The organism is Kitasatospora sp. NPDC048365, from assembly GCF_043200835.1.
GTDB classification, from domain to species: domain Bacteria; phylum Actinomycetota; class Actinomycetes; order Streptomycetales; family Streptomycetaceae; genus Kitasatospora; species Kitasatospora terrestris.
This window is the reverse complement of sequence record NZ_JBICYJ010000075.1, coordinates 1-25,764: the sequence shown is the minus strand read 5'-3', so window position 1 is coordinate 25,764 and position 25,764 is coordinate 1. Positions and strand designations below refer to the sequence as shown.

The following is a 25,764-nucleotide window of genomic DNA, read 5'->3' as shown; positions in this document are numbered from 1 at the left end:
AGGGCCGCGAAATCGGCGACACCACCACCCTCGCCGACTCCACCGTCATGAACCTCATCCAGGCCCAACTCCCCACCACCGACAGCGAGAGCTGATCCTCGGTACCCGGGTCAACCCCGTGGGGGGGGGGGGGGGGGGGGGGGGGGGGGGGGGGGGGGGGGGGGGCGCGGGGCCCCCCCCCCCCGCCCCAACGGTACGCCACGCCCGGGCCCCCGGGCACATTCGGCCGGGCCGGGCGGCGTCAGTTGATGCGCACCGGATTGACGATGTCGGCGGCCATCACCAGGGCGGTGAAGCAGATGAAGACCGCCGCCACCACGTACGCCAGCGGCATCAGCCGGGCCACGTCGAACGGGCCCGGGTCGGGGCGCCGCAGCACGCGGGCGGTGTGCCGGCGGATCGACTCCCACAGCGCGCCGGCGATGTGGCCGCCGTCCAGCGGGAGCAGCGGCAGCATGTTGAACAGGAACAGCGCCAGGTTGATGTACGCCAGGACGTTGACGAAGGTGAAGAGCTTCTGGGTGGCGGGCAGGTCCATCGAGAAGATCTCGCCGCTGATCCGGGCCGCGCCGACCATGCCGATCGGGGAGTCGGCGGCGCGCGGCGCGTCGCCGACCGTGGCGTTCCACAGGCCCGGGATCTTGCCGGGCAGGTCGACCAGCGAGGAGACGCCGTGCTCGGTCATGTCGACCATCTCGGCGGCGCTCTCGCCGACGCTCATGTGGTGCACGCCCCGGGTGGGGGTGAAGCCGAGGAAGCCCGCCTGCACGGTCTGGCCCTTGATCGGGTACCCGTTCTTGTCGACCGCGGCCAGGGTGTTGACCGCGATGGTCGGGGTCAGCGTCACCTGCTGGCCCTTGCGGTCGACCACGACCGTCACGGTCTTGCCGGCCGAGTCGCGGATCAGGTTCTGCAGGGCGCGGTAGTCGCCCACCCGGTGTCCGTCGAAGCTGACGAACCGGTCGCCCGCCAGCAGGCCGGCGGCGGCCGCCGGGGCCTTCGGCGCGCCGTCCGGGCAGCCCTTGTCGATCGGCTCGCCGGCCTTCAGGACGCAGTCGCTGACCGAGGAGACCACCGGCATGCTCTGCGGCATTCCGATGCCCATGAACAGGCCGAAGAACAGCACCACCGACAGGATCAGGTTCATGAACGGGCCGGCGAACATCACGATGACGCGCTTCCACGGCTTCCGGGTGTAGAACATCCGGTCCTCGTCGCCGGGCCTGATCTCCTCGTAGGAGGCCTCCCGGGCGTCCTCGATCATCTGCCGCCAGGGCGAGCTGGAGCGCTGCGTGATCCGGCCGTCCGCGCCCGGCGGGAACATCCCGATCATCCGGATGTAGCCGCCGAGCGGGATCATCTTCAGCCCGTACTCGGTCTCGCCCTTCTTGCGCGACCAGATGGTCCGGCCGAAGCCGACCATGTACTGCGGGACGCGGATGCCGAACAGCTTGGCGGTGGAGAGGTGGCCGAGCTCGTGCCAGGCGATCGAGAACAGCAGCCCGACCACGAAGATCAGGATGCCCAGCACCGTCATCAGCACGTCCACGCGCCCTCCACCGTCCCTCGGTCCCTGTGGTCCTAGCCCGCCGCCAGCTCCCGGGCCCGTGCCCGGGCCCAGTCCTCCGCGTGGAGTACGTCCTCGACCGTGAGCGTGGTTCCCGCGGCGGGGGTGCCGTGTTCGGCGACCACCTTCGCCACAGTGTCCACGATCCCGGTGAAAGCGAGCCTGCCTTCGAGGAAGGCGGCCACGCACTCCTCGTTGGCGGCGTTGAAGACGGCCGGAGCCGTCCCGCCGAGCGTACCCACCTCGCGAGCCAGTTCGACCGCCGGGAAGGCCTCGTTGTCGAGCGGGAAGAACTCCCAGGTCGCGGCCTTGGTCCAGTCGCAGGCCGGGGCGGAGTCGGCGACCCGGTCCGGCCAGCCGATGCCGAGCGAGATCGGCATCCGCATGTCCGGCGGGCTGGCCTGGGCCAGCGTGGAGCCGTCCGTGAACTCCACCATCGAGTGCACGACCGACTGCGGATGGACCACGACCTCGATCCGGTCGAACGGCACGTCGTACAGCAGGTGCGCCTCGATCACCTCCAGGCCCTTGTTGACCAGGGTGGCCGAGTTGATCGTGATGACCGGGCCCATCGCCCAGGTCGGGTGGGCCAGCGCGTCCTGCGGGGTGACCTTGGCCAGCTCCTCGCGGCTGCGGCCGCGGAACGGGCCGCCGCTGGCGGTGACCACCAGCTTGCGGACCTCGGCCCGGCTGCCGCCGGCCAGCGCCTGGAAGATCGCGGTGTGCTCGGAGTCCACCGGGACGATCTGCCCCGGCGCGGCCAGCGCCTTCACCAGCGGGCCGCCGACGATCAGCGACTCCTTGTTGGCCAGCACCAGGACCCGGCCGGCCTCCAGCGCCGCCAGGGTCGGGCGCAGGCCGATCGAGCCGGTGATGCCGTTGAGCACCGAGTGGCACTCCAGCGCGGCGACCTCGGTGGCGGCGTCCGGACCGGCGAGGATCCGCGGCAGCGCGCCGCCCCGGGCCCTGGCCTCCAGCGCCGCGCGCAGCGCCGGCACGGCCGCCTCGTCGGCGACCGCGACGGTGTGCACGCCGAGGGCGACGGCCTGCTCGGCGAGCAGCTCGACCCGCCCGCCCGCGGCGGACAGGGCGACCACGGCGAAGCGGTCCGGGTTGCGCAGCACCACGTCGATCGCCTGGGTGCCGATCGAGCCGGTCGAGCCGAGGACGACCAGTTCGCGCGGGCCCTCGGGGTCGCGGACGGTCGGGGTGAAGCGCAGCTGCGGGTGGGCGAGCGAGTTCATGCCCCCATTGTGTCGTGTCCTACGGGCCGACTACTTCCAGGCCCAGAGCTTGCCGACGGTCTTCCCGTCCGCGTCGACCTCGAACTCGAACACGCCCGCGACGCCGCGCAGCCCCGCGAACTCGGGCGAGTCGCTGTCGTACACGATCGAGCCGCGGAAGCTGTTCCCGCCGCTCTCCGTGAACGTGCCGACACCCTGGCCCTTCCAGGTCGCGTGCGCGCCCGTGGGACTCATCAGCACGCCCTGGCCGCCGCCCTCCAGCGTGCCGTCGGCCCGTAGCCGCGCGGTGTACGTCCCCATGTCCTTGACCGGGACGCCGAGCAGTGTGCCGGTCGCCGCGAACGAGGTCTCCACCGTCGGCGGCAGCCCGTGCTCACCCGCCAGCACCCGCTGGCCGGTGACCTGTCCCTGTTCCTCACCGATGAGATCGCCCAGCATGGCGGACCTCCCTTCCTAGCCCTTGCTCTCCGGACTACGCCGGGGCGCGGAAGGTGTCAATTCATGGCGATGCCCCGCCACCGGAGGCCGGTGACGGGGCATCAACGGATGGCTCAGAGGTCCAGGCCGGTGAGCACCAGGACCTTCTCGAAGGTGAAGTCGTCCATCGCGTACTTCACGCCCTCACGGCCCACACCGGAGTCCTTCACGCCGCCGTACGGCATCTGGTCGGCGCGGTACGACGGGGCGTCGCCGATCACCACGCCGCCGACCTCCAGCTCGCGGTGGGCGCGGAACGCGACCTGCACGTCGTGCGTGAACACGCCGGCCTGCAGGCCGAAGGCCGAGTTGTTGACCTCGGCGAAGGCCTCGTCGGTGGAGGCCACCTTGTGCAGCGACAGCACCGGGCCGAACACCTCGGCGGTGGCCAGGATCGCGTCGGACGGCAGGTCGGCGAGGACCGTCGGCTCGTACGCGGCGCCGTCGCGCTTGCCGCCGGTGAGCACCGCGGCGCCCTTGGCGACCGCGTCCTCCACCCAGGCCTCGACGCGCTTGGCGGCGTTCTCGTCCACCAGCGGGCCGACGTCGGTGGCGTCGTCGGACGGGTCACCGGTGACCTGCGCCTGGACCTTGGCGACGACCTTCTCCACCAGCGCGTCGTACACGCTCGCGTCGGCGATCACCCGCTGCACCGAGATGCAGGACTGGCCGGCCTGGTAGTTGGCGAAAGTGGCGATCCGGGTGGCCGCCCACTCCAGGTCCGCCTCGGAGCTCCAGTCGGCGAGCACCACGGCCGCGGCGTTGCCGCCGAGCTCCAGGGTGACGTGCTTGCGCGGCACCGAGTCCATGATCTGGTAGCCGACCTTGTCCGAACCGGTGAAGGAGATCACCGGCAGGCGCTTGTCCTGCACCAGGGCCGGCATCTTCTCGTTCTCGACCGGCAGGACGCTCCAGGAGCCGGCCGGCAGGTCCGTCTCGGCCAGGATCTCGCCCAGCACCAGGGCGGACACCGGGGTGGCCGGGGCGGGCTTGAGGATGATCGGGGCGCCGACCGCGATCGCCGGGGCGACCTTGTGGGCGACCAGGTTCAGCGGGAAGTTGAACGGGGCGATGCCCAGCACCACGCCGCGCGGGAAGCGGCGGACCACCGCGAAGCGGCCCGTGCCGCCCGGGTCGGTGTCCAGGCGCATGGTCTCGCCGTTGGTCCGGCGGGCCTCCTCGGCCGCCCAGCGGAACACCGAGACGGCCCGGCCGACCTCGCCGCGGGCCCACTTGATCGGCTTGCCGTTCTCGGCGGTGATCAGGCGGGCGATCTCCTCGGTGCGCTCGGCCAGCCGCTTGGAGACGTGGTCCAGGGCGGCGGCACGCACGTGCGCGGGGGTCGCGGCGAACACCGGCACCGCGGCGGCGGCGGCCGCGACGGCCTCCTCCACCTGCGCGTCGGTCGGCACGCTGACCTTCGCCACCAGGCTGCCGTCGTGCGGGTGGCGGACCTCGAACTCCGCGTCGCCGCTCGCCCGACGGCCGGCCAGCCAGAACTCATGGGTGGTGGTCACGGTCGCACCGGCCCTTCCCTCGTCGTGTGTGGGTTACCCCGCCCACGGTAGGGGCGATCCGGCACGAACCGGATTGGACGCAGCGGAGCGAAGGACCCGGCCTTTAGGACACGATGGCCGGTCCCCCACCCGTGCCGGCTCAGTCCTCCCCGGCGCGCAGCGCCAGCCAGAGCTCCATCCGGACGTCGGTGTCGTCCAACGAGCGGCCGAGCAGCTCCTCGACGCGCTTCATCCGGTAGCGCAGGGTGTGGCGGTGCACGCCGAGGTCGGCGGCGGCCGCGTCCCACTGGCCGTGCCGGGACAGCCAGGCCCGCAGCGAGGCGACCAGGTCGCCGCGGGCGGTCCGGTCGTGCTCGCGCAGCGGTCTCAGCAGGCCCTCCGCGAACGCGGTCACCGCCTCCTCGCCCAGCAGCGGCAGCAGCGAACCCGCGCCGACCTCCTCGTGGTCGACCGCCCGGCGGCCGCCGCGCTGCGCCACCGCCAGCGCCCGCTCGGCCTGCGCGTACGCGGTGCCCGCGTCCTCCAGCGCAGCTGGGGCCGAGACGCCCAGCGACAGCCCCTCCTGCTCCTCCACCGCACCCAGGCAGGCCCGGTGCGCCGCGCCGTTGTCCGGCGCCAGCACCATCAGCCGGGGGCCGTGCGCGCCGTCCTCCCGCGCCACCAGCAGCCGCTCGCCGACCTTGCCGCCCGCCTGCTCGGCCCGCTCGCCGAGCTCGCCGAGCGCCTCCGCGGCCTCCGGCCCCGGACCGGCCGCGGCGACCAGCACCCGGACCGTGCCCTCCGGCAGCCCGCCGAACAGCCCCGCCGCGACCTGCCGGGCGGTGGCGACCTCACCGGCCAGCACCATCCGCAGCAGCGCCGCACCCATCCGCTCCTCGGCCTGCCGCAGCTCCCGCGACCGCTCCAGGGTCAGCGTCAGCAGGGCGACCGCCGCGTTCAGCACGTACCGCTCGGTCGGGGTGATCCGGTCCTCGGTGCCGACCGCGAGGAAGCCGCGCGGACGGCGGTCCGCGCCCAGCGACTGGACCACCACGTAGTCCTCGTCGGCGGTGTCGATCGTCCCGGAGCGGCCCTGCAGCGCGGCGCTCGACGGGGCGGGACGGCGGCGCAGCCGGTCCACCTCGGCGGCCAGCCGGCCGGCCCGCCGGGCCGCCCAGTCCGGCGCCACCGCGGACAGCGCGCCCGACCCGTCGTACAACGCCGCCCAACCGCCCAGCCGGGCCGCCAGCCGGCGGACCACCGCGGTGGTGCCGTCCTTGCCGAGCGCGGCCCGGGTCAGCTCCTCCTGCGCCTCGAAACTGGTGGTGACCGCCTCGTACTGCTCGGCGGCCAGCGCGGCGGAGACCGTCTTGGAGATCGCGATGAACGGCGTCGCCTCGGGCACCCGCAGCAGCGGCAGGCCGCGCTGCGCCGCCGCGTCCACCAGCGCCTGCGGCACCTCGGTGTGCGACAGGCCGACGCCCAGGCCCAGGCCCACCACCCCGGCGTCGGCCAGGCGGTGCACGTACTCCTGCAGGCGCGTGGCGCTCTTGCCGAGCTTGATGCCGGTGGTGAGCAGCAGCTCACCGCCCTCCAGGAAGGGCGTGGGATCGTCCAGCTCACTGGTGTGCACCCAGCGGACCGGCCGCTCCAGATGGTCCGCGCCGGCGAGGAGCGTCAGATGCAGCGCGGAGTTGCGGACGACGGAGGCGAGTGTGGGGGGCATGGCACCTTCGGTGGTACGACCTGGTCCGCGCCGTTGCGGCCGGGCGAGTGAGGGATCTAGCACCATTATGTACGCCCCGGACAAGCTCGAGTGCCGGAATCCGCCGGTCCGTAGCTTCCGCCGGTCGGACCGGCGGCCGGTACGCCGAATCGTCCTGCACTTGGCCGCACGGGCCTGGGCTCCGGTCAGGCCTGGGCTCCGCACGGGCCGGGGCTCCGCTCGGGCCTGGGCTCCGGTCAGGCCCGGAGGTCCACCAGCAGCGGCGGGACCTGCTCGCCGGCCACCGAGGTCAGCGACACCACCGCGTGCCCGGTCGGCAGCGCGTGCGCCAGCTCCGACGGCGACCAGCGGTGCCGCTCCACCTCCCGGGTGGTGACCGAACGGGTCTGCGCCGTCGTCCCCGACAACAGCTTGCGCACCATCCGGCCAGTCCGGCGCAGCAGGCCGCCCGAGGTGTCCGGGGTGTGCGTCACCGCGGTCTCCTTCACCAGGTGCGTCCCCCAGGCCTCCGAGAACAGCTTCCCGTCCCACGGCGCGATCCCCGGGAACGCCATCCGGCACCCCACCGCCCCGAACAGCGGCGCCCGCAACGCCTCCGGCAGGTCCGCCAGCGTGCGCAGCACCAGCACCGCCCCCGCGTTCGCCCCGCGCAGCCGCTGCAGACCCCGCACCGTCTGCGGGTCCACCGCCGCACTCGCGTCGTCCAGCACCAGCCCCGCGAACAGCGTCCGGTCCGCCCGCGCCGTCGCCGCCTGCACGAACTGCCCCAGCAGCAGCCGCGACAGGATCCGCGCCGCCTCCGGATGGCTGCGCTCCGGCAGCTTCACCCGCACCCGCAGCGGATGCTCCAGCACCCGCATCGCGAACGCCGGCTTCGCCTGCGGCCCGCCCGAGAACCCCGCCGCCAGCGCTGGCCGGTCCAGCAGCGCCAGCCGGTCCGCCAGCAACGCCCCCGGATCGTCCGCCCGACCATGCTGCCGCACCCGCTGCTGCACGTCCGCCTCGAACTCCGCCGCCCGGCCCGTCGCCCGCAACGCCTCCACCAACGCCGCCCAGCCCTCCGGCTCGCCCGCCAGCAGCCCGCGCAGCTCCCGCACCCCCGGATACCGCCCGTACCCCGCCAGGAACGGCCCCACCACCTGCTGCATCGCCGTCCGCGCGCTCTCCGCGCGGGACGCCAACTCGTCCGGCAGCAGCGCGTCCGCGAGCCGGGCCGCCGCCTCGTCCGCACTCGGCGCCGCACCGAACAGGTCCAGGCCGTACGGGGCCGCCGGGTCGGCCGGCGCGATCACCACGTCGTACCAGGCGTCCGGCCCGAGATCCGCCTCCTCCGCCCCCACCACCACCGCGCACGCCGCACCCGCCAACGCCTGCAGGCACAACGCCTCCGCCACCGGCCGCGCCAGCCCCGCCGTCTTCCCCGTCCCCGCCGGCCCCACCGCCAGCAGCGACGTCCCCAGCGTCCCCGGATCCAACGCGAACCCCGCCCCCCGGTGCGCGGCCGGGTTCTTCACCACGTCCTCCGCCGTACCGAGCCGCACCTGACCGGTCAACAGGTCGTGCGTCCCCCGCCGACCCGGCAGGTCACGCGCCTCCGAAGGATGCGCACACGCCGCCGCCCCCCGGGCCGCCACCTGCCGCACGAACTCCCCCGCCAGCGCCGCATCCCCCGCCACCGACCGCCACGCCTGATGGATCCGGACGAAGTCCACGTCCCCCACCACCTCCCCCTGCAACCGCCCGACCACCTCGGGCATCCCCCGCAACTCCTTCCACGGATCCACCGCCGGCACCTCCCCGGGCCCCACCTTGGGCTCCTCCTGGGTGACGGTGCGCGAGAGCATCGGCGCGACGTAGCGCCGCCACACCTCGGCCCAGCGCCCCATCCGGCCGAACACCATGACCACCAGCACCACGGCCACCAGGCCGAGGACCACAGCGACCGGGTTGGCGATGGCGCTGGTCAACTGCTTGTCGAGACCGACGAGCTGGAGCAGGAACACCTCGAACCGGACGACATACGGATAGACGACGACCGCGACGGCCAGGTTGAGAGCGGCTCGCAGGAGCAGCTGTCCCGAGGGGGCCGCGGTGGTCTCCGGGTCGGTGGGGGGCTTGGGGGTGTAGTGGGGGCGGTAGATGCCCGGGGGGGTGGGGGGGCGGGGGGTGGTGGCCCAGGTGGGGAGGTGGAAGGGGGTGGGGCGTTGGGGGGGGAGGGTGGGGTGGGGGGGGTGTGTGGTGTGGTGTGTGTGGTCCATTGCAGGCCCGCTCCCTAACTCCCGTCGCCGGGGGTGCCCTACCCGGGTGGCGTGGTGCGCGACACGCCCGCGCTCAATGTAGTGGAGGAGGGGGTTCGGGAAGCCGATCTTCGGCCACTGGCCGCGCAGGACAATTCGGACGGCGGAGCAGTACCGAGTGGCGCATGCCCGGCGGGTAACCGCCGCCGTAGCCTGCGAGGACCGAGTCGAGAAGTCTGGAGAAGAACCATGAGCGCTGCAACGCCGCTCCCCCAGGAGCGCCGCCTGGTCACCGCGATCCCCGGCCCGAAGTCGCAGGAGCTGCAGGCTCGCAAGCTCGGCGCCGTGGCCGCCGGTGTCGGCACCACCCTGCCGGTGTACGTGTCGCGCGCGGGCGGCGGCGTGCTGGAGGACGTGGACGGCAACAGCCTGATCGACTTCGGTTCGGGCATCGCCGTGACCAACGTGGGCAACAGCGCGGAGGCCGTGGTCGCGAAGGCGTCCGAGCAGCTGGCGGCGTTCACGCACACGTGTTTCATGGTGACCCCGTACGAGGGCTACGTGGCGGTGGCGGAGCAGCTGAACGAGCTGACCCCGGGTGACCACGAGAAGCGGACCGCGCTGTTCAACTCGGGTGCCGAGGCGGTGGAGAACGCGGTGAAGATCGCCCGCGCCTACACCAAGCGGACCGCGGTCGTGGTGTTCGACCACGGCTACCACGGCCGAACCAACCTGACCATGGGTCTGACCGCGAAGAACATGCCGTACAAGCAGGGCTTCGGGCCGTTCGCGCCGGAGATCTACCGGGTGCCGGTGGCGTACCCGTACCGCTGGCTGACCGGTGCGGAGAACTGCGCCGCCGAGGCGGCCGCGCAGGCGATCGACATGATCAACAAGCAGATCGGCGCGGAGAACGTCGCGGCGATCATCATCGAGCCGATCCAGGGCGAGGGCGGCTTCATCGAGCCGGCCAAGGGCTTCCTGCCGGCGATCGTGGAGTACGCGAAGGCGAACGGCATCGTGTTCGTCGCGGACGAGATCCAGACCGGCTTCTGCCGGACCGGCCAGTGGTTCGCGTGCGAGGACGAGGGCGTCGTCCCGGACCTGATCACCACCGCCAAGGGCATCGCCGGCGGTCTGCCGCTGGCCGCGGTGACCGGCCGCGCCGAGATCATGGACGCCGCGCACGCGGGCGGCCTGGGCGGCACCTACGGTGGCAACCCGGTGGCCTGCGCCGCCGCGCTGGGGTCGATCCAGACCATGAAGGAGCTGGACCTCAACGCCAAGGCGCAGCGGATCGGCGAGGTCATGAAGGCCCGCCTGGCCGCGATGCAGGAGAAGTTCGAGGTGATCGGCGAGATCCGCGGCCGCGGCGCGATGATCGCGGTGGAGCTGGTGAAGCCGGGCTCCAAGGAGCCGAACCCCGAGGTGACCGCCGCGGTGGCGAAGGCCTGCCACGCCGAGGGCCTGGTGGTGCTGACCGCCGGCACCTACGGCAACGTGCTGCGCTTCCTGCCGCCGCTGGTGATGCCGGAGCACCTGCTGACCGAGGGCCTGGACATCATCGAGAACGCTTTCGCCGGCGTCTGAGCCTCCCGCTCGCACCCGGTCCGGACGGCCCGGCCCCACCTCGGGGCCGGGCCGTCCGGCGTTGCCGGGCCGGGCACGGGTCGGGCGCGGGTCGGGCAGACATCCGGCCAGGGATGGAGGTTGCACGGAAGCCGGTGAAGATGCTGTGCACATTGCCTGAGGTTGCTCTTGCCCGACAGCAGCTTTGACGTACTGTCATGACAGATGGACAGTGAACCGCAACCCTTAGCAACACCCTGCCCCGCCCATGCGGCGGAGCCCCATGACCGATCGACCGACCGTCCGGCCCAAACCCCCCGGGTCGCACGGGACGGCGATCACCTCGGCCGCCCCGGAGCTCTCCCCCCTGCTCCGGGGCGGCCCCTTTTTGCTGTCGTGCGCATGGCGATCCCGGTCGCGCTGGCCGCGGTGCTCGCGCTGATCTCCTGGCAGGTCGCGGTCGACGGTCCGCTGCTGGAGCTCGACACGGCGACCCGCAACGGTGTCCGGTCGCTGCGCAAGGCCCTGCACAGCATCCCGCTCAACCACTTCGGCGCCGCCTTCTCGGACCTGGGCGGCTCGTTCCCGGCCGTCCCGGTGCTGCTCGGCTGCGCGGGCCTCGCCGCCTGGCTGGCCCACCGCGCCGGCCGCCCCCTCTGGTGGCTGCCGCTGGCCGTCGCGCCGGTGGCCGCGGTGCTGATCCCGCTGCTGGTGGTACCGGCCAAGGCCTGGTTCGCCCGCCCCGGGCCGTACGGGGTGCCGCTGGCCCCCGACCAGTGGGGCTGGTACCCGTCGGGGCACACCGCCACCTCGGCGATCGCGTACGGCACGGCGGCGCTGCTGCTGGCCCGGGTGCTCGACCCGGGCCTCGTCCGACCGGTGTACGCCGGGACGGCGCTGGTCTGCCTGGGCGTGGGCGCCGGGCTGGTGTGGAGCGACTACCACTGGCTGCTGGACGTGCTGGCCAGCTGGTGCCTGGCCGGCCTGGTCCTGTGGACGCTCGCCGCCGCCCTGCGCCGCCTCGACCCTCACTGACGACTCGCTGCCGACGCCGCAGACGGCGCCGCAGGCGAGGTGCGGACCGGGCCGGTGGCGCCGCCGGCCTGCGGATCGGCGGCCTGCGGATCGGCGGTCGGGCGCCCGATACGCTGAGCGCATGACCACCCCGCCGACCGCCGACACCGCCGCGGAGCTGGCCGACGCGCTCACCCGGGCGATGAAGCGGATCCGGCGTCGGACCATGCACCGCCTGGAGCCGTACGGCATCACCCCGGGCCAGGCCCGGGCGCTGCGGGTGCTGGCCCACGCCCCGGGCTGCGAGGGGCGGGAGACGATGCGGCTCAGCGAGCTGGCCGACCGGCTGCACATCGCCCCGCGGTCGGCGACCACCGTGGTGGACGCGCTGGAGGAGGCCGGACTGGTCGCCCGCACCCCCGACCCGGCGGACCGGCGGGCCGTCCGGCTGGTGCTGACCGAGGCCGGCCGGGGCGCGGTGGAGCGGATCGGGCAGGTCCGCCACGAGGTCGCCCAGGAGTACTTCGGCCCGGTCAGCCCCGCCGAGCAGGACGCGCTGCTGCGGGCACTGCGGGCCGCCGAAACCGCCTACGAGGCCGTTCCCGGCGGGCCGGACGCAGCGCGGTGAGCCCGATGCCGGCGATCACCAGCACCGCGGCCGCCCCGGCCAAGGGACTGAACCGCTCGCCGAGCAGCAGCCAGGACGAGGACATCCCGAACACCGGCACCAGCAGCGAGTACGGGGCGACCGCCGAGGCGTCGTAGCGGCGCAGCAGGTGGCTCCAGGCGACGAAGCCGAAGAGCGTGGAGACCAGTCCGACGTAGAGGATCGCGCCGACGCCCGGCCAGCCGATCGAGGCGAGCGCAGCCAGGTCCGCCCGCGCGCCCTCGACCAGCAGCGACAGGCCGAGCAGCGGCAGCGGCGGCACCACGCTCACCCAGACCATCCAGCGCAGCGCGTCCTCCGGCGCGGCCTTGCGGGTGAGCACGTTGGCCAGGCCCCAGAACACCGCCGAGGCGACCACCAGCGCGAACGCCCCGATCGGCCCGCCCACCCCGCGGTCGACCGCGGCCAGGCCGATGCCCGCGAAGGCCACGGCCAGGCCGGCCAGCCGCCGCCCGCCCGGCCGTTCGCGCAGCAGCACCGCGGCGAACAGCGCCGTGAAGACCGCCTGGCTCTGCAGCACCAGGGAGGAGAGCCCGGCCGGCATCCCGGCGTGCATCCCGAGGAACAGCAGGCCGAACTTGACCACGCCGAGCACCAGGCCGACCGCCAGGATCCACCTCCACGCGACCCGGGGCCGGCCGACCAGGAACACCGCCGGCACCGCGACCACCGCAAAGCGCAGGGCGCAGAACAGCAGCGGCGGGAAGGCCTCCAGGCCGACGTGGATCAGCACGAAGTTCAGGCCCCAGACGGCGGCGACCAGCACGGCCAGGGCGATGTGACGCGGGCTCATGACGGAGGCGGCCGAGGGGCCGGGGGCGGAGCCGGTGACGGCGGCGGCGGCGGGAGAGCTGGGCATGGGTCGAGCATCCCGGCCGGGGAATGTTCAGCACCAGCAAAATGTACTGAAGGCAACCGTTTAGCATTGCTGCATGATGGATCTCGGACGGCTCCGCGCGCTGCACGCGGTCGCGGTGCACGGCTCGGTCGGCGGCGCGGCCGCCGCCCTGGGCTTCACCCCCTCCGCCGTCTCCCAGCAGATCTCCAAACTGGAGCGGGAGACCCGCACCGTGCTGCTGGAGAAGCAGGGCCGCGGCGTGGTGCTGACCGATGCCGCCCGGCGCCTCGCCGACACCGCCCGGCAGGTCCTCGCCCTGGTCGAGCAGGCCGAGGTGACCCTGGAGGAGCAGCGCGGCGAAGCGGCCGGCCGGCTGCTGGTCGCCTCCTTCGCCACCGCCGCCCGCGGACTGCTCCCCGGTGTGCTCGCCGAGCTGCGCGGCAGCTGCCCCGACCTGGACGTCCGGCTGCTGGAGACCGATCCGTACCTGGCCAACGAGCTGGTGGCGCGCGGCGAGGCCGACCTGGCGGTGGTGCAGGACTGGGCGACCGTCCCGCTGCCGGTGCAGGACGGGCTCTCCCGGCTCGACCTCGGCGAGGACCCGGTCGACCTGCTGCTGCCCGCCGGCCACCCGCTCGGCGAGCTGGCCGTGGTCCCGGTCGCCCGGCTGTGCGGGCAGCGCTGGATCAGCGTCCCGCCCGGCAACATCTGCCACGACTGGCTGGTGCGCACCATGCGCGAGGCCGGCGAGGAGCCGGACGTGGTCTACCAGGTCGGCGAGTTCGAGACCCAGATCGCGCTGATCGACGCGGGCCTCGGCCTCGGTCTGGTCCCCCGGCTCGGCCGCGGACCGCTGCCGCCCGGGGTACTGGCCCGCCCGGTCGTCCCGGAGCCCTCCCGCCGGGTGTACGCGCTGTGGCGGACCCGGACCTCCCGCCGCCCCGCGATCACCGCCGCCCTGGACGCCCTGCGCGACCACTGGGCGCGCCGCACCTGACGGCCTATCCGGCGAAGCCGATGACCACCCACATGAAGCCGACCCCGAGCAGCGTGCACAGCAGCGTCGAGCGGGACGGGTGCGGGCTGTGCGCCTCCGGCAGGATGTCGGAGGTCGCCAGGTACAGCAGGAACCCCGCGAAGAAGCCGAGGTAGAGCCCGAGCAGCTGCTCGGGGATGGTGAACAGCAGGGTGATCGCCGCACCCGTCACCGGCGCCACCGCGTCCGCCGCCAGCAGGGTCAGCGCCCGGCGCCGGTTGTTCCCGTACAGCCGGGTGATCGTGTACGTGTTGAAGCCGTCCGCGAAGTCGTGCGCCACCACGGCGATCGCCACCACCGTGCCGACCGTGCTGCCCGCCTGGAAGGCAGCTCCGATCGCGAAGCCGTCCATCACGCTGTGTCCGACCAGGGCGCAGGCGGCGGTCAGCCCGATGCCCTGCTCGCGGGTGCGGTGGGCGTGACCGTGGCCGTCGGCGTAGCCCCGGGCGTGGGTGTGCTCGGCGTACTCGTCCTCGTGGCTGCGGTGGATCGCCACCGCGCGCTCCACGATGTGGATCAGCAGGAAGCCCGCCGCGAACATCAGCAGCGCCTGCGGGACGCCGTGCACCTCGTCCGGGGCCGCCGCCATGGCCTCCGGGAGCAGGTCGAAGGCGACCACGCCGAGCATCAGCCCGGCCGCGAAGCCGAGCACCAGGTGGCGGCGGTCCCCGGTCCGCTGGGCGACGTAGCCGCCGATCAGGGTCATCAGGAACGCGCCCGCGGCGACCAGTACGGCGGTCAGGGCTTCCTCCCCAGGCACGTGGCGGCCCGGTGCCGCACACGTCTCATTCTCCAGGGGCCGGGCGGCCCGGTGGCCGCTGCCCACGACCGCGGTCCGCCCGACCCGGGCCGGCAGTGCCAGGCCCTACCGCCACCCTCATCGCCTGGCCGCACCGCCGCCCGCCGGACGGTCCGTCAGGGTGAAGCCGGGCGCCCGCCCGCGACGCCCCGTCAGAACGGCCTGTCCGGACGGCCTGTCCGGACGTTCCTCGACACCGGACCGGACCCCGCCGGCGCTGGGGCGGACGGCCCTCGGCGTCGGGGGTGGTCAGCCGTTGGCCAGGGCGAGGTAGGCGGTGGCGAGCTGCGGACTGCCCTGCTCGGCCCAGCCGCGGCCCACCGCGGTGACGTCGACCTCCGCGCCGGTGGGCAGCACCAGCAGCGGACGTTCCCGTTCGTCGAGCCGCCAGCGCGACCCGGCCACCTCCCGGTGCAGCACCGACCCCAGGTAGAGGCCGACGTCGTTGCCCAGCCACTCGGAGACCACCGGGTCGTCCCGCCAGCGCGGCAGCAGCTGGTCCAGGGCGGTCAACGACTCGACGCTGTCGTCGAGCCGCACCCCCGCGTCCCACGCCAGCTCGCGCAGCAGGCCGCACTCGGCGAACAGCTCCGCCATGCCCCGCTCGCGCTCCTCCGCGCCGGGGCCGGTCGACCCCGCGTCCCGGTCGTCCCGATCGGCCGCCTCGAACCGGCCGGCGCGGCCGGCACGGCCGTCCTGCCCGTCCTGCCCCGCTGCGGTGCGCCGGGCCCGCCATCGCCCCAGGAATCCCATGCCCATCAGCCCAGCCTGCCAGCGCTCGCGCCGGACGGCACCGCGTGGACGGCACCGCGTGGACGGTCGAGGCGGGGTCAGGCGGTGAGCGGCAGACCGAGGTGGGTCAGGGCCAGCTCCTGGACGCCCGCGCCGTCGACCAGCTGGATCCGGCCGAAGCCGTCCCCGGCCGCCAGGTCGAGCGCCTCGTCGGCGAACCGGCCCGTGGTCAGCCGCAGTCCGCGCTCCACGCCCTCCTCGCGGACCGCCTCGGCGAGCGTACGCACCTCCTCCGCGCCGACCGGCGCCGACCCGCGCGACGCCCACACCACCCAGCGGCCGGGCAGCGCACTGTCCGGACCGCCCTCCGCCGTGGCGACCAGGCCGGCCGCCCCGCGCAGCCGGACGCTCCAGCCCGCCAGGCCGCCCGCGGTGAGCAGCGTCCGCACCAGGTGCGCGAACTCGTTCGGCGACAGCTCGCCGGTGGCCGGCACGGCGGCGCCGACCGTACCGCACGGCTCCACCGCGTCGCCCGCGTACGGGTCGGGGGCGACCACCGCCTGCAGGCCGCGCAGCCGGACCAGCGCCTCGTCGTGCTCGGCGTCCGCGTAGATCCCGCGCTCGCCCTCGCCGCCGTCCGTGCCGTCCGCCGCGACCGGACCGCCGGGGCCGGGCGGCTCGGCGGGCAGCAGCCTGGTCCGGGCCAGCGCGTCCCGGTCGGCGTCCACGCTGAGCAGGCACAGCGGATCCGCGCCGGGCCGGCGCAGCCAGCCGTTCAGCACCACTCCGGCCAGCACCTCGTCGGTGTCGACCGCGTCGGCGGCCTGGAGGGCGCGCAGCGCCACCCGGGCGGCCAACCGCAGGTAGTCCGAGGCCCGGTCGGCCTGCGGCCTCGGCACCGGGTCGACCGTGCCGTCCGGACCGAGCCGGTAGCCCTCCAGCGCGGGCACCAGGTCCAGCGACGGCAGGTCCAGGTCCAGCACCGCGGTGCGGGTGAGCGGCCGGAACAGTGCCCGGCACGGGGCCGGCAGGTCCCGGGTCGATCCCTCGGCGGCGGCCAGCGCCCGCTCCAGCAGCGACTCCACCGCGGCCGGTTCGGCCTGCCGGTAGGCCCGGCGGCACTCCTCCAGGCTCTCGTTGTACTCCGCCACCGCCCGGGCCCGGGAACGCTCCGCCTGCTCGTGCGCGGCCCTGGCCTGCAGGGCGCCGCTGTCGGCGGCCTCCGCCCGACGGGTGCGCCACTCGCGGACCGCCCGCTGGTGGGTCAGCCGGGCCTGGGCCAGCTCGCGCTGGTAGCCGGAGTCCAGCAGGCGGTGCGAGGCGGGCCGGTCCGGGTCGGCGACCGGCGGCTCGGGCGGGGCGAAGTCCGCCCACCGCGGTTCGGCGTCCTCGGCCGCCTCCGGGCCGCCGGCGTCCGTGTCGGCCGGGAACGGGCGCGGCTCGTAGCTGCGCAACTGGCTCTCGAAGTCCATCGCGGACACCGGGAGGGCCGCCCGCCGCAGCAGGTCGGCCAGGTGCTCGTGCGCGGCCCGGACGGTCAGCGTGCGGTGGTGGGTGAGCGCGGCGGCGCGGCCGTGCGCGGCCACGTCCTCCTCCTGGCCCGCGGGCCCGTCGTCGTCGTGCCGCGGCCGGACCTGCTCCGGCAGCTCGGCGCCCAGGTCGCGGAAGACCGAGGCGAGGAATCCGGGCTGGAGCACGGTGGCGGATCCGTCCGGGCGGTCCTCTGCTGAGTACTGCATCGGCGGTGCTTCCCCCTGCTCGTCCGGTGCTCGTGGACGGGGGCCGCGGCGACACGGCCCCCGTCCAGCATTGTCCACCGTGCGGCGGGCCCGGTCAGCAAAGCCGGAGAGTTGGCCGACGGCCGCCGCCCGCAGCACGGTTGACGGCCGGTCGACTCCCCCGTGGATCCCCGTCTCCCCCGTTTCAGTTGGTCCGGGTGTTGCCGAGGTGGAGGCCGATGTAGCCGACGTAGATCCGGCCGCTGCCCGAGCAGTCGTCCAGGTAGTGCACGCGCGGAGCGGTACCGCCGCCGCCGATCCGCAGGTGCGCGCCCATGAAGGCCCGCCGGGACGCGTCCACGCACGACGGGACGGGCAGCATCCGCTGCCGCTTCCACTTGGCGTGACTGGCCACCGTCCGCGACTCGCCCCGGACCGCCTTCCGCGGCGGGAAGCGGTGGCAGCCCGGCGGGGTGTGCTCGCACCACTGCTTGAAGTCACCGCCCGCCTCGCCCCGGACGGCCGCCGCCGCGTACTCCTGGAGCGCCGTCAGCCCCTCCCAGGTCAGCCGGGCCCAGCCGGAGCCGTCGCACTGCCCGTCCAGCGCCAGCGTCTCCTTGCTGTCACCGGTGAACTCCACCAGCGGGAACTCGTCGAACCGGCCGACCAGCTCGCCGAACGTCCGCGGCACGTCCTCCTCGCCCGCCAGCACCTCGGCGGCCAGCCCGTCCGGGTCGACGGCGGCCTGACCGGCGACCGTACGCAACCGGTCGGTGAGCACCCGCACCTGCGCGCTGACCTGGCGCAGCGCCGCGTACTGCTCGTCGGTCTCGGTGAGCAGCCGGGCCTCCCGGCGACGGGCCCGGTACAGGCTGCGGCGGGTGCGCTGCAGCTCGTCCGCCCGCGCCTGGCGCTCGCGGCGGTCCTGCTCGGGACACTCGCACGCCCGCTGCTCGGCGCCGGTACCCCGCTCGGTGCGCCGCCCGGCGCCCGTGGCCGGATCGGTGCCCGTCGCCCGCTCGGCGTCGGCGGCCCGCTCGGCGCGCGGGCGGAGCCGCGCCTCGGGCGGCAGGTGGAACACCGGGACGGCGGCCAGCAGCGGCGGCAGCGGCTGCTCCGCGGCGAGCCGCCGGGGCTCGCGGGCGAGCAGCGCGGCCGCCCGCCGGACGTCCTCGTCGATCCGCTGCCGGGGCAGCACCGGGTGACGGGCGCTGTCGTGGCGCGAGGCCGGATCGACCTCGGGCAGAAAGGTGCGGACCGCCCCGCCGTACACCTTGTGGTACTCCATCGCCACGTTGAACCGCGGCAGTGCGGCGTGGCCGAGCACATAGAACGTGGCCAGGCCCGGCAGCTGACGGACCAGCGGCCCGACCACCTCCCCCACCCACTGCTCGACCGGCAGCCCGGTCGGGACGCTCGCCACCACCAGGGGCAGCCGGCGCTCCGGGTCGCAGAGCTCGTCGATCAGGTCGTCCACCCCGCCGGGGCCGACGGTGCGCGGACGGGTGGCCAGCAGGACCGGACCGTCCACCGCGTCGAGCAGCGGCAGGAGGGTGCGGGTCAACTCGGGAACGTGGACCCGGCCGAGCGAACTCACGCCCGGGCCGGAGGGCAGGTGCTCGGCCTCTATCGCGAGCCGGGACGGGCCGTCGGCCGTCTCGGCGGCCACGGTGACGGTCAGCTGGGCGGTGCCGTGCGGCACCGGGGTTCGCAGGCGGCGGCGGGCGAAGCGCGCGGTCGGCGCGATGCCGAGGCCTGACAGCGGCCCGGCGTCCCGGTCGAGCAGGACCCGCTCGCCGAGCCGGAGCCGCTCGGCCCCGTCGTCCGGCGCGGGCGGGGGCGGCTCCTCGTGGCCCTCCTGTTTGAGCCAGGCGGCCAGGAGCTGGTCGGCGAGGGAGAGCGTGTCGTGGAACGGCCGAGGCGTGCCGGCCGTCATCCGATAGGGCGGTGCTGCGGTCTCCGATGTCATGCGCGAGCCTCCCGTGGCGGGGTGCGGCGGTGGGGTCTGGATTCCTCCATCTGGGTCGAGTCCTTGTGGTGAAAGACGAAGAGGCCCGGAGCGGAAGTTCCGCCTCCGGGCCTTGTTAATTCGTTCGAGTGTTACCCAGCCGAAGTCCTTGCCTGATTCGGCAGCCTCGGACCCGCCTCGGACCCGCCTCGGACCTGCCTTCAGGCCCGCCTTAGGACCTGCCTCCGGACCGAGCTCAGACCGGCACCTCGACGAAGGTCCGGCCGGCCGCGACGGCCTGCGCCGCCCCGCCGGTCGCCTCCGCGAGCCAGGTGCGAAAACCCGTCACCTCCGGCTCCGGGACCCCCACCTCGATCCGCACCCCGTCCGGCTCGTACGCCAGCGCGTTCACCGCGAAGCCGGCCGCCCGCAGGTCGTTCTCCAGCCGGCCCGCCCTGGTGTGGTCGACGGCGACCGCCAGCAGCGACACCGGCCGCCGCTCCAGCAGACCGACCCCGTCCAGCGCCTCGGACACCGCACTGCCGTACGCCCGGACCAGGCCGCCGGCCCCGAGCTTGATCCCGCCGAAGTAACGGGTCACCACCGCGACCGTGTCCGTGACCCCGCGCCGCCGCAGCACCTCCAGCATCGGCACCCCGGCCGTACCGCTCGGCTCCCCGTCGTCGCTGGACCGCTCGCGCCGCTGGTCGTCACCGATCACGAACGCGGTGCAGTTGTGCCGGGCGTCCCAGTACTGCTTGCGGATCCCCGCGATGAACGCCTGCGCCTGCTCCTCGTCGGCGACCCGGGAGAGGTGGCAGATGAACCGCGACTTCTTGATCTCGAGCTCGTGGGTGAAGGAACGCCGGATGGTCAGGTACACCCCGCCACCCTAACGCCCGCCCCGACGCCCGCCGGCGGCCCGTGAGCTCGGCGTCCGGCGCCCGGCGATCGATGTGTGGCTCAGCGGCCGGCGAGGGTGTCGAGCGCCGCGCGGTCGAGGCCGGTCAGCGCGGTCACCTCGGCGAGGTCGACCGCGCCGCAGTCGAGGCCGCGCAGCAGGTAGCCGCTCAGCGCACGGGCGGTGGCCGGCTCGTCCATCACGTCGCCGCCGGCCTTGGCCACGTACGCCGCCAGACGGGCCGCGGCTGCGGCCAGACCCTCCCGGTAGAAGGCGTACACCGCGGCGTAACGGGTCGGCAGGTGTGCCGGGTGCATGTCCCAGCCCTGGTAGTACGCGCGCGCCAGCGAGCGGCGGACCAGACCGTGGTGCAGCTTCCACGCCGCGTGCACCTGCTCGGTCGGGCCGGTCGGGATCACGTTGGTCGAGCCGTCCGACAGCCGCACCCCGGTGCCCGCCGCCGCGACCTGCATGACCGCCTTCGCGTGGTCGGCCACCGGGTGGTCCATCGACTGGTACGCGGCGCTGACCCCGCACGAGGCGCTGTAGTCGAAGGTGCCGTAGTGCAACCCGGTCGCCCGGCCCTCGGCGGCCTCGATCATCAGCGCCACGGTGGCCCGGCCGTCCGGACCGAGGATCGCCTGGGTGGTCTCGATCTGGATCTCGAAGCCGATCCGCTTCTCCGGCAGGCCGGCCCGGCGCTCGAAGTCCTCCAGCAGCCGCACCAGCGCGGTGACCTGCGCCGCGTACGTCACCTTGGGGAGGGTGAGGACCAGGCCGGACGGCAGGTCGGACGCCGGGCCACCGTCCGGACCGCCCTCGGCGAGCAGCGTGGCCAGGAACAGCTCCAGCGTGCGGATGCCGCGGTCGCGGACCGCCGCCTCCATGCACTTGATCCGGATGCCGATGTACGGCGGGGCGGTGCCGTCGGCCACCGCGGCCGCCACCAGGCGGGCCGCACGGACCGCCGCGGCGTCCTCCTCCGCGTCCGGACGGGGGCCGTAGCCGTCCTCGAAGTCGATCCGCAGGTCCTCGATCGGCTCCCGCTCGAGCTTGGCCCGGACCCGCGCGTGGACGTCGGCGAGCAGCTCGTCCGCCGGTACGCCCAGTGCCTCGGCCAGCTGCGCGGGCGTACCCGCGTGCCGGTCGAAGGCGGCCAGCGCCTCGTCACCCCAGCTGCGGACGGTGTCCGCACCGAACGCGTCGGCCGGCACGTAGACGGTGTGCACCGGCTGCCGGGTGCCGGAGTCGCCCGGGAAACGGCGGGCCAGGTCGGCGTCGACCGAGGTCAGCAGCGCCTCCACGGCCTCCCGCGCGGCGGACGAGAACGACACCTGGGCCTGCGACATCCGGACTCCTCCACGAGCACGCGCCGGCGTCGGCCACGCCGCCACCTTCAACAATCTGTTGATGTGAAGGTAGTGGCGTGCCGCGCGGGGCGTCAATGACCGCCCCGTTGTCGGACCCGCCTACTCCCGGCCGGACTCCACGAAGCGGTTCTGCAGCTTCGTCCAGATCTTGTCGACGTCGGCCGCGCTCACCGCACCGTCCGAACGCGAGCCGGCCAGACCCCACTCACGCGTCAGGAAGTCGGCGAACTGCTGCTGGTCGGGCTGGTTGGCGTAGGAGTCGAGGTACGCCGTCAGCGCCTCGAAGCAGACGTCCGTGTCCAGCGGCTCGGCCTGACCACGACGGCCGACCTGCCCTGCCCACTCCTCGTCCACGTCCACGGATCCGGCCCCGAGCTCGGCGGCCTCCGCCTCGTCGAACGGCAGCGGCTCGGACACGGCCATCTCCAGCCGGATCGGACGCGGACCGATCCGCATCGGCTCCGCCTCCTGGCCGGCCGGACCCTCCGGGAAGCCGCCCTGCGACTCGTGGAACGGCACCGCCCGGGCGAAACCGTCCTGCTCACCCTGGCCCTCGTGACCGCCCTGACCGTTCTGACCGTTCTGGCCGTTCTGACCGGCGTGGTTGCGCCAGGCGGCCTGCGCAGCCTGCGCGGCCGGGGACATCGGGCGCGACTGCTGCGCCGGCCGACCGGCCTGACCCTGCTGGGCCTGCTGGGCCTGCTGACCGGACGGGCGCTGGCCGGGCACCTGCTGCTGCGTCGGCTGCGGGGCCTGGGGCTGCCCCGGCTGTCCCGGCTGCGCCACCCGCGGCGGCTTGAACCACGGCGAGGCCTGACCCGCGGCCCGCCCGGAGTGACCGCCCTCGGCCGGCTGCTGCTCGGCGTGCACGCGCACCGCGCGCGCGGTCCACACGTTCAGCTCGTTCGCGGCCGGCTGGGCCGCCTGCGAAGCCGCCGGCGGCTGCTCGGCCGTCTGTGAATCCTCGGCGTCCCGCCGCCGCACCGCCGCCAGCTTCGCCAGAGTCGGCACCGCGACCGCCGCCGACACCGACGGCACCGCGGGGTTGCCCCCCGACTCCAGTTCCCCGGCCGCCGCCACCGCACCCGCCTGCTCGCCCAGCGCCAGCGGGCCGTCGATCCGGTCCAGGATGCTCGGGTCCAGCGGCACACCGTACTTCGCGAGCTTCAGCGGCAGCAGCGCCTGGAACGGCGCCGAGCGCCGCCAGCCCCGCCCGTACCGGAACCGCAGCTGCGCCCGGTAGACCAGCCGGTTCTGCTCCAGCCGCACGGTCTCGTCGTACGACCGCAGCTCCCACAGCTTCATCCGCCGCCACAGCCGGAACGTCGGCACCGGCGAGAGCAGCCAGCGCATCAGACGCACCGACTCCATGTACCGGTCGGCCGTGATCGCCGCCATCCGCCCGACTGCGTGCCGGGACGCCTCGACGACCACCACGAACAGCACCGGGATCACGGCGTGCATCGCCATGCCCAGAGCATCGCCCCAGGACGCCGCCGCGTTGAACGCGATCGTCGCCGCCGTCAGCAGCCACGCGGTCTGCCGCAGCAGCGGGAACGGTATCCGCAGCCAGGTCAGCACCAGGTCCAGCGACAGCAGCACCACGATGCCCGCGTCGACGCCGATCGGGAAGGCATAGGAGAAGGCGCCGAACCCCTTCTCCATCGCCAGGTCCCGGACCGCGCTGTACGAGCCGGCGAAGCCGATGCCCGAGATCAGGCAGGCGCCCGCCGCCACCACACCCAGCAGGGCCCGGTGAGCGCGGGAAAGGGATGGACGTGCCATTCGTTGATCAACCCCTGGGACTCGGCTGCTGCCGTTGCTGCCGTACGCGACCTGTCGACGCCGAATCCACGATCACCCGCACCTCTGACCTGGGCGGGATCACCGCAGGCGCGGAAGAACTCCGTGCTGTGGACCGTCTCGGCCCACCGGATACTACTCGCACGAGCGTTCCCCCTCTCGCCCCACCTTCCCGGACGACCCCCGCGCACGCTGCCCGGCCGCCTCGGGCACGCCCGCCACCTGTGGTTCAGACCGCCCCGGCGCCCACCGGACCCGCCCCAACTGCCCACGCCCGTCCACCCCGCGCTCGCGCAGCCAGGCCCGCGCAGCCCGCGCCCGGTCAGCCCGACCCGCTCAGCCCGAACCCTGCGGCACACCGTTCAGGTACGCCAGCACCGCCAGCACCCGGCGGTTCGCGTCCTCGTCGTCGGAGGACAGCTCCAACTTCGCAAAGATGTTGGCGATGTGTTTGGCGACCGCACCGTCACTGACCGTCAGCCGGCTCGCGATGGCCGAGTTGGAACAGCCCTCCGCCATCAGCCCCAGCACCTCCCGCTCCCGCTTCGACAGCCGCTGCAACGGCTCGGACCGCGAATTGCTCTGCAGCAGCTTGCCGATCACGTCCGGGTCCATCGCCGTACCGCCGCCCGCGACGCGACGGACCGCGTCGATGAACTGGTCGGCGTTGAACACCCGGTCCTTCAGCAGGTAGCCCACGCCGCCCGACCCGTCCGCCAGCAACTCCCGCGCGTAGAGCTGCTGCACGTGCTGGGAGAGCACCAGAACCGGAAGCCCCGGAATCTGCCGCCGCGCCGCCAGCGCCGCCTGCAGCCCCTCGTCGGTGAACGTCGGAGGCAGCCGCACGTCCACGACCGCCACCTCCGGCCGGTGTTCCAACAACGCCGCCAGCAGGTCCGGACCCGTCTCCACCGCAGCCGCGATGGTGAATCCGTGCGCCTCCAGGAGCCGTGTCAGCCCTTCGCGGAGAAGGTAGAGATCCTCGGCGAGGACAACGCGCACGGCAGCTCCATGGTGATGGTCGTGGGCCCGCCGAGCGGGCTGCTCAGCGAAAGCACTCCGTCGAAGGTACCCAACCTCCGCTCGATGCCGCGCAACCCACTGCCGCCCTCGAACGACGCCCCGCCGTCGCCGTCGTCCGTCACCGACACCCGCAGCCGGCCCGCCCGGAACAGGATGTCCACCCAGACCTGACCGGCACCCGAATGCTTCGACGCATTCGCCAACAGCTCACTCACGCTGAAGTACACCGCCGTCTCCAGCGACGCCTCCGGCCTCGACGGCAGACTCACCGTCACCTCCGTCGGAAGCGCGCTGCTCAGCGCCAGCTCCCGGACCGCGTCCGCCAGCCCGCGCTCCGCCAGCACCGGCGGGTGGATGCCGCGCACCAGATCCCGCAGCTCCTGCAGCGCCCGCGCGGACGCCTGCCGGGCCTCGGACAGCAGCTGCCTCGCCGCCTCCTGGTCGCTCTCCATCAGGTGCTCGATCGTCCCGAGCGTCATCCCGATCGCCACCAGGCGCGCCTGCGCACCATCGTGGAGATCCCGCTCGATCCGCCGCAGCTCCGACGCCTGCGCGTCCACCGCGTCCGCCCGGGTCACCGTCAGCTCCGCCACCCGACGGGTCAACTGCGCGTGGCTCGGCCGCCCCTCACCGCGCCCCAGCATCCGGCACGCCACGTCCGCGTACGCCCGAAGCCCGTACGGCAGCAGCACCAAGCCGGCCAGGAGGAAGGCAGCACCGAGGAAGAGCGATATCAGGTAGCTCAACGGATTGTCAGACGCCAACGCCCCGTACGTGCGCGGGTCGATGCCTATGGTCAGCACGAACATCAGCCCGCCGAAGGGCAGGGCCATCGGCACCCCGAGCAGCGCACCCGCCGCCAGCGGCCCCACCAGCAGCCAGCGCACATCGCTCCGGGTCTCCCGGTCACGGACCGCCCAGTGCGCGAACTGCGCGAACCGCGCCACCGTGTGGCCCCGGTGGTACGAGTACCCCGTCCACCAGTACCCCCGCGCGTCCTGCTCCAGCGGCACCCGCGGGCTGTAGGCAGCCTCCAGCTTCACCCCGAACCAGCGCGCCAACTGCCCCCTGGTCCACGCCGCACCACGCCGCGAGGCCCAGAGCGCCGTCGACACCGCCGCCGACAGCGTCGTGCCGAGCGCGAGTATCGGCCCCGCCTCCAGATCCCACAGCTTCTGGGCGACCGCGAGACCGACGAACAAGGTCACCAGGAACGGCACCAACACCGTCGTGGCCGCACTGGTCAGCACCACCGCGGCCCGCCCCGCCGCCTCGGCTCCGTGCCGCAGCCTCTCGTCGACGAAGGCACGCAGAACCGCACCACCCCCACCATCGACGTGACCCGTTGCTGCCATAGCCCCGCTCCTGACTCTCCAAGACCTGCCGACCGTTCCGCCGGCGACACCAGTCTTCCTGGCGGGGGATCCGGAATCACTGGCTGTGGCACCCGTCTTCGGGGTGGACCTAGGTCTACCTTTCCGCCTGGCGCTGGGTACAGGCGCCCCGTGAACGCAAGAAAGCCCCTCCCGGAACCCGGGAGGGGCTTTCTCTGAAAGATTGTTCGGCGGCGTCCTACTCTCCCACAGGGTCCCCCCTGCA

20 protein-coding genes are annotated in these 25,764 nt (G+C 74.0%); 4 read left to right on the top strand and 16 right to left on the bottom strand.

Going from position 1 to position 25,764, the window contains the following annotated elements; all coding sequences use genetic code 11:
* Positions 1-241: 241 nt before the first annotated feature.
* From ACGFX4_RS39680 to ACGFX4_RS39655, 6 genes are all read right to left on the bottom strand, one after another.
* Positions 242-1,549 (bottom strand): M50 family metallopeptidase, encoded by a 1,308-nt coding sequence (locus ACGFX4_RS39680; RefSeq protein WP_393085761.1) that lies wholly within the window; start codon positions 1,547-1,549, stop codon positions 242-244.
* Positions 1,550-1,581: 32 nt separating this feature from the next.
* Positions 1,582-2,811, bottom strand: a complete 1,230-nt coding sequence (gene dxr, locus ACGFX4_RS39675) for a 1-deoxy-D-xylulose-5-phosphate reductoisomerase (protein WP_393085759.1) — start codon at positions 2,809-2,811, stop codon at positions 1,582-1,584.
* A 30-nt stretch (positions 2,812-2,841) separates the two neighbouring features.
* Positions 2,842-3,249 (bottom strand): hypothetical protein, encoded by a 408-nt coding sequence (locus tag ACGFX4_RS39670; protein WP_393085757.1) that lies wholly within the window; start codon positions 3,247-3,249, stop codon positions 2,842-2,844.
* Positions 3,250-3,362: 113 nt separating this feature from the next.
* Complete coding sequence (locus ACGFX4_RS39665) at positions 3,363-4,805, bottom strand: aldehyde dehydrogenase family protein (RefSeq protein ID WP_393085755.1); 1,443 nt, start codon at positions 4,803-4,805, stop codon at positions 3,363-3,365.
* Between the two features lie 139 nt (positions 4,806-4,944).
* Positions 4,945-6,510: a PucR family transcriptional regulator gene (locus tag ACGFX4_RS39660; protein WP_393085753.1), complete on the bottom strand. Its 1,566-nt coding sequence runs from the start codon at positions 6,508-6,510 to the stop codon at positions 4,945-4,947.
* Positions 6,511-6,746: 236 nt separating this feature from the next.
* On the bottom strand, positions 6,747-8,768 hold the full coding sequence (locus ACGFX4_RS39655; protein WP_393085751.1) for an ATP-binding protein: 2,022 nt from the start codon (positions 8,766-8,768) through the stop codon (positions 6,747-6,749).
* Between the two features lie 228 nt (positions 8,769-8,996).
* Here ACGFX4_RS39655 and gabT point away from each other — a divergent pair, with 228 nt between their 5' ends.
* From gabT to ACGFX4_RS39640, 3 genes are all read left to right on the top strand, one after another.
* Entirely contained in the window at positions 8,997-10,337 is a 1,341-nt protein-coding gene (gene gabT / locus ACGFX4_RS39650; protein WP_393085749.1) for a 4-aminobutyrate--2-oxoglutarate transaminase, read from the top strand.
* Between the two features lie 381 nt (positions 10,338-10,718).
* A complete protein-coding gene (locus tag ACGFX4_RS39645; protein ID WP_393085747.1) occupies positions 10,719-11,351 on the top strand; it encodes a phosphatase PAP2 family protein in 633 nt (210 codons plus the stop codon).
* A 121-nt stretch (positions 11,352-11,472) separates the two neighbouring features.
* On the top strand, positions 11,473-11,958 hold the full coding sequence (locus ACGFX4_RS39640; protein ID WP_345697135.1) for a MarR family transcriptional regulator: 486 nt from the start codon (positions 11,473-11,475) through the stop codon (positions 11,956-11,958).
* On the opposite strand, the gene ACGFX4_RS39635 is transcribed toward ACGFX4_RS39640, so the two are convergent.
* A complete protein-coding gene (locus ACGFX4_RS39635) occupies positions 11,864-12,790 on the bottom strand; it encodes an EamA family transporter (RefSeq protein WP_393085765.1) in 927 nt (308 codons plus the stop codon). The genes ACGFX4_RS39640 and ACGFX4_RS39635 overlap by 95 nt on opposite strands.
* A 139-nt stretch (positions 12,791-12,929) precedes the next feature.
* Here ACGFX4_RS39635 and ACGFX4_RS39630 point away from each other — a divergent pair, with 139 nt between their 5' ends.
* Positions 12,930-13,832, top strand: coding sequence for a LysR family transcriptional regulator (locus tag ACGFX4_RS39630; protein ID WP_393085744.1), 903 nt, complete (start codon positions 12,930-12,932; stop codon positions 13,830-13,832).
* Positions 13,833-13,836: 4 nt separating this feature from the next.
* Here ACGFX4_RS39630 and ACGFX4_RS39625 read toward each other — a convergent pair whose 3' ends face one another.
* From ACGFX4_RS39625 to ACGFX4_RS39585, 9 genes are all read right to left on the bottom strand, one after another.
* Entirely contained in the window at positions 13,837-14,577 is a 741-nt protein-coding gene (locus ACGFX4_RS39625) for a ZIP family metal transporter (RefSeq protein WP_393085763.1), read from the bottom strand.
* 342 nt (positions 14,578-14,919) lie between these two features.
* Positions 14,920-15,429: a DUF6278 family protein gene (locus ACGFX4_RS39620; protein ID WP_393085742.1), complete on the bottom strand. Its 510-nt coding sequence runs from the start codon at positions 15,427-15,429 to the stop codon at positions 14,920-14,922.
* A 71-nt stretch (positions 15,430-15,500) separates the two neighbouring features.
* Positions 15,501-17,141: a restriction endonuclease gene (locus ACGFX4_RS39615; protein ID WP_393085740.1), complete on the bottom strand. Its 1,641-nt coding sequence runs from the start codon at positions 17,139-17,141 to the stop codon at positions 15,501-15,503.
* A 184-nt stretch (positions 17,142-17,325) separates the two neighbouring features.
* Positions 17,326-19,089, bottom strand: coding sequence for a hypothetical protein (locus tag ACGFX4_RS39610; protein ID WP_393085738.1), 1,764 nt, complete (start codon positions 19,087-19,089; stop codon positions 17,326-17,328).
* 235 nt (positions 19,090-19,324) lie between these two features.
* Positions 19,325-19,951: a YigZ family protein gene (locus tag ACGFX4_RS39605; protein ID WP_393085736.1), complete on the bottom strand. Its 627-nt coding sequence runs from the start codon at positions 19,949-19,951 to the stop codon at positions 19,325-19,327.
* 80 nt (positions 19,952-20,031) lie between these two features.
* Positions 20,032-21,318: a DUF6986 family protein gene (locus ACGFX4_RS39600; RefSeq protein ID WP_393085734.1), complete on the bottom strand. Its 1,287-nt coding sequence runs from the start codon at positions 21,316-21,318 to the stop codon at positions 20,032-20,034.
* Between the two features lie 120 nt (positions 21,319-21,438).
* A complete protein-coding gene (locus ACGFX4_RS39595; RefSeq protein ID WP_393085732.1) occupies positions 21,439-23,124 on the bottom strand; it encodes a DUF2637 domain-containing protein in 1,686 nt (561 codons plus the stop codon).
* A gap of 354 nt (positions 23,125-23,478) precedes the next feature.
* The gene (locus ACGFX4_RS39590; RefSeq protein WP_393085730.1) at positions 23,479-24,144 is read right to left on the bottom strand and encodes a LuxR C-terminal-related transcriptional regulator; all 666 of its coding nucleotides are present in this window, start codon (positions 24,142-24,144) and stop codon (positions 23,479-23,481) included.
* On the bottom strand, positions 24,096-25,520 hold the full coding sequence (locus tag ACGFX4_RS39585; RefSeq protein WP_393085728.1) for a sensor histidine kinase: 1,425 nt from the start codon (positions 25,518-25,520) through the stop codon (positions 24,096-24,098). Before ACGFX4_RS39585 ends, ACGFX4_RS39590 begins: the two co-directional genes overlap by 49 nt.
* Between the last annotated feature and the right edge of the window lie 244 nt (positions 25,521-25,764).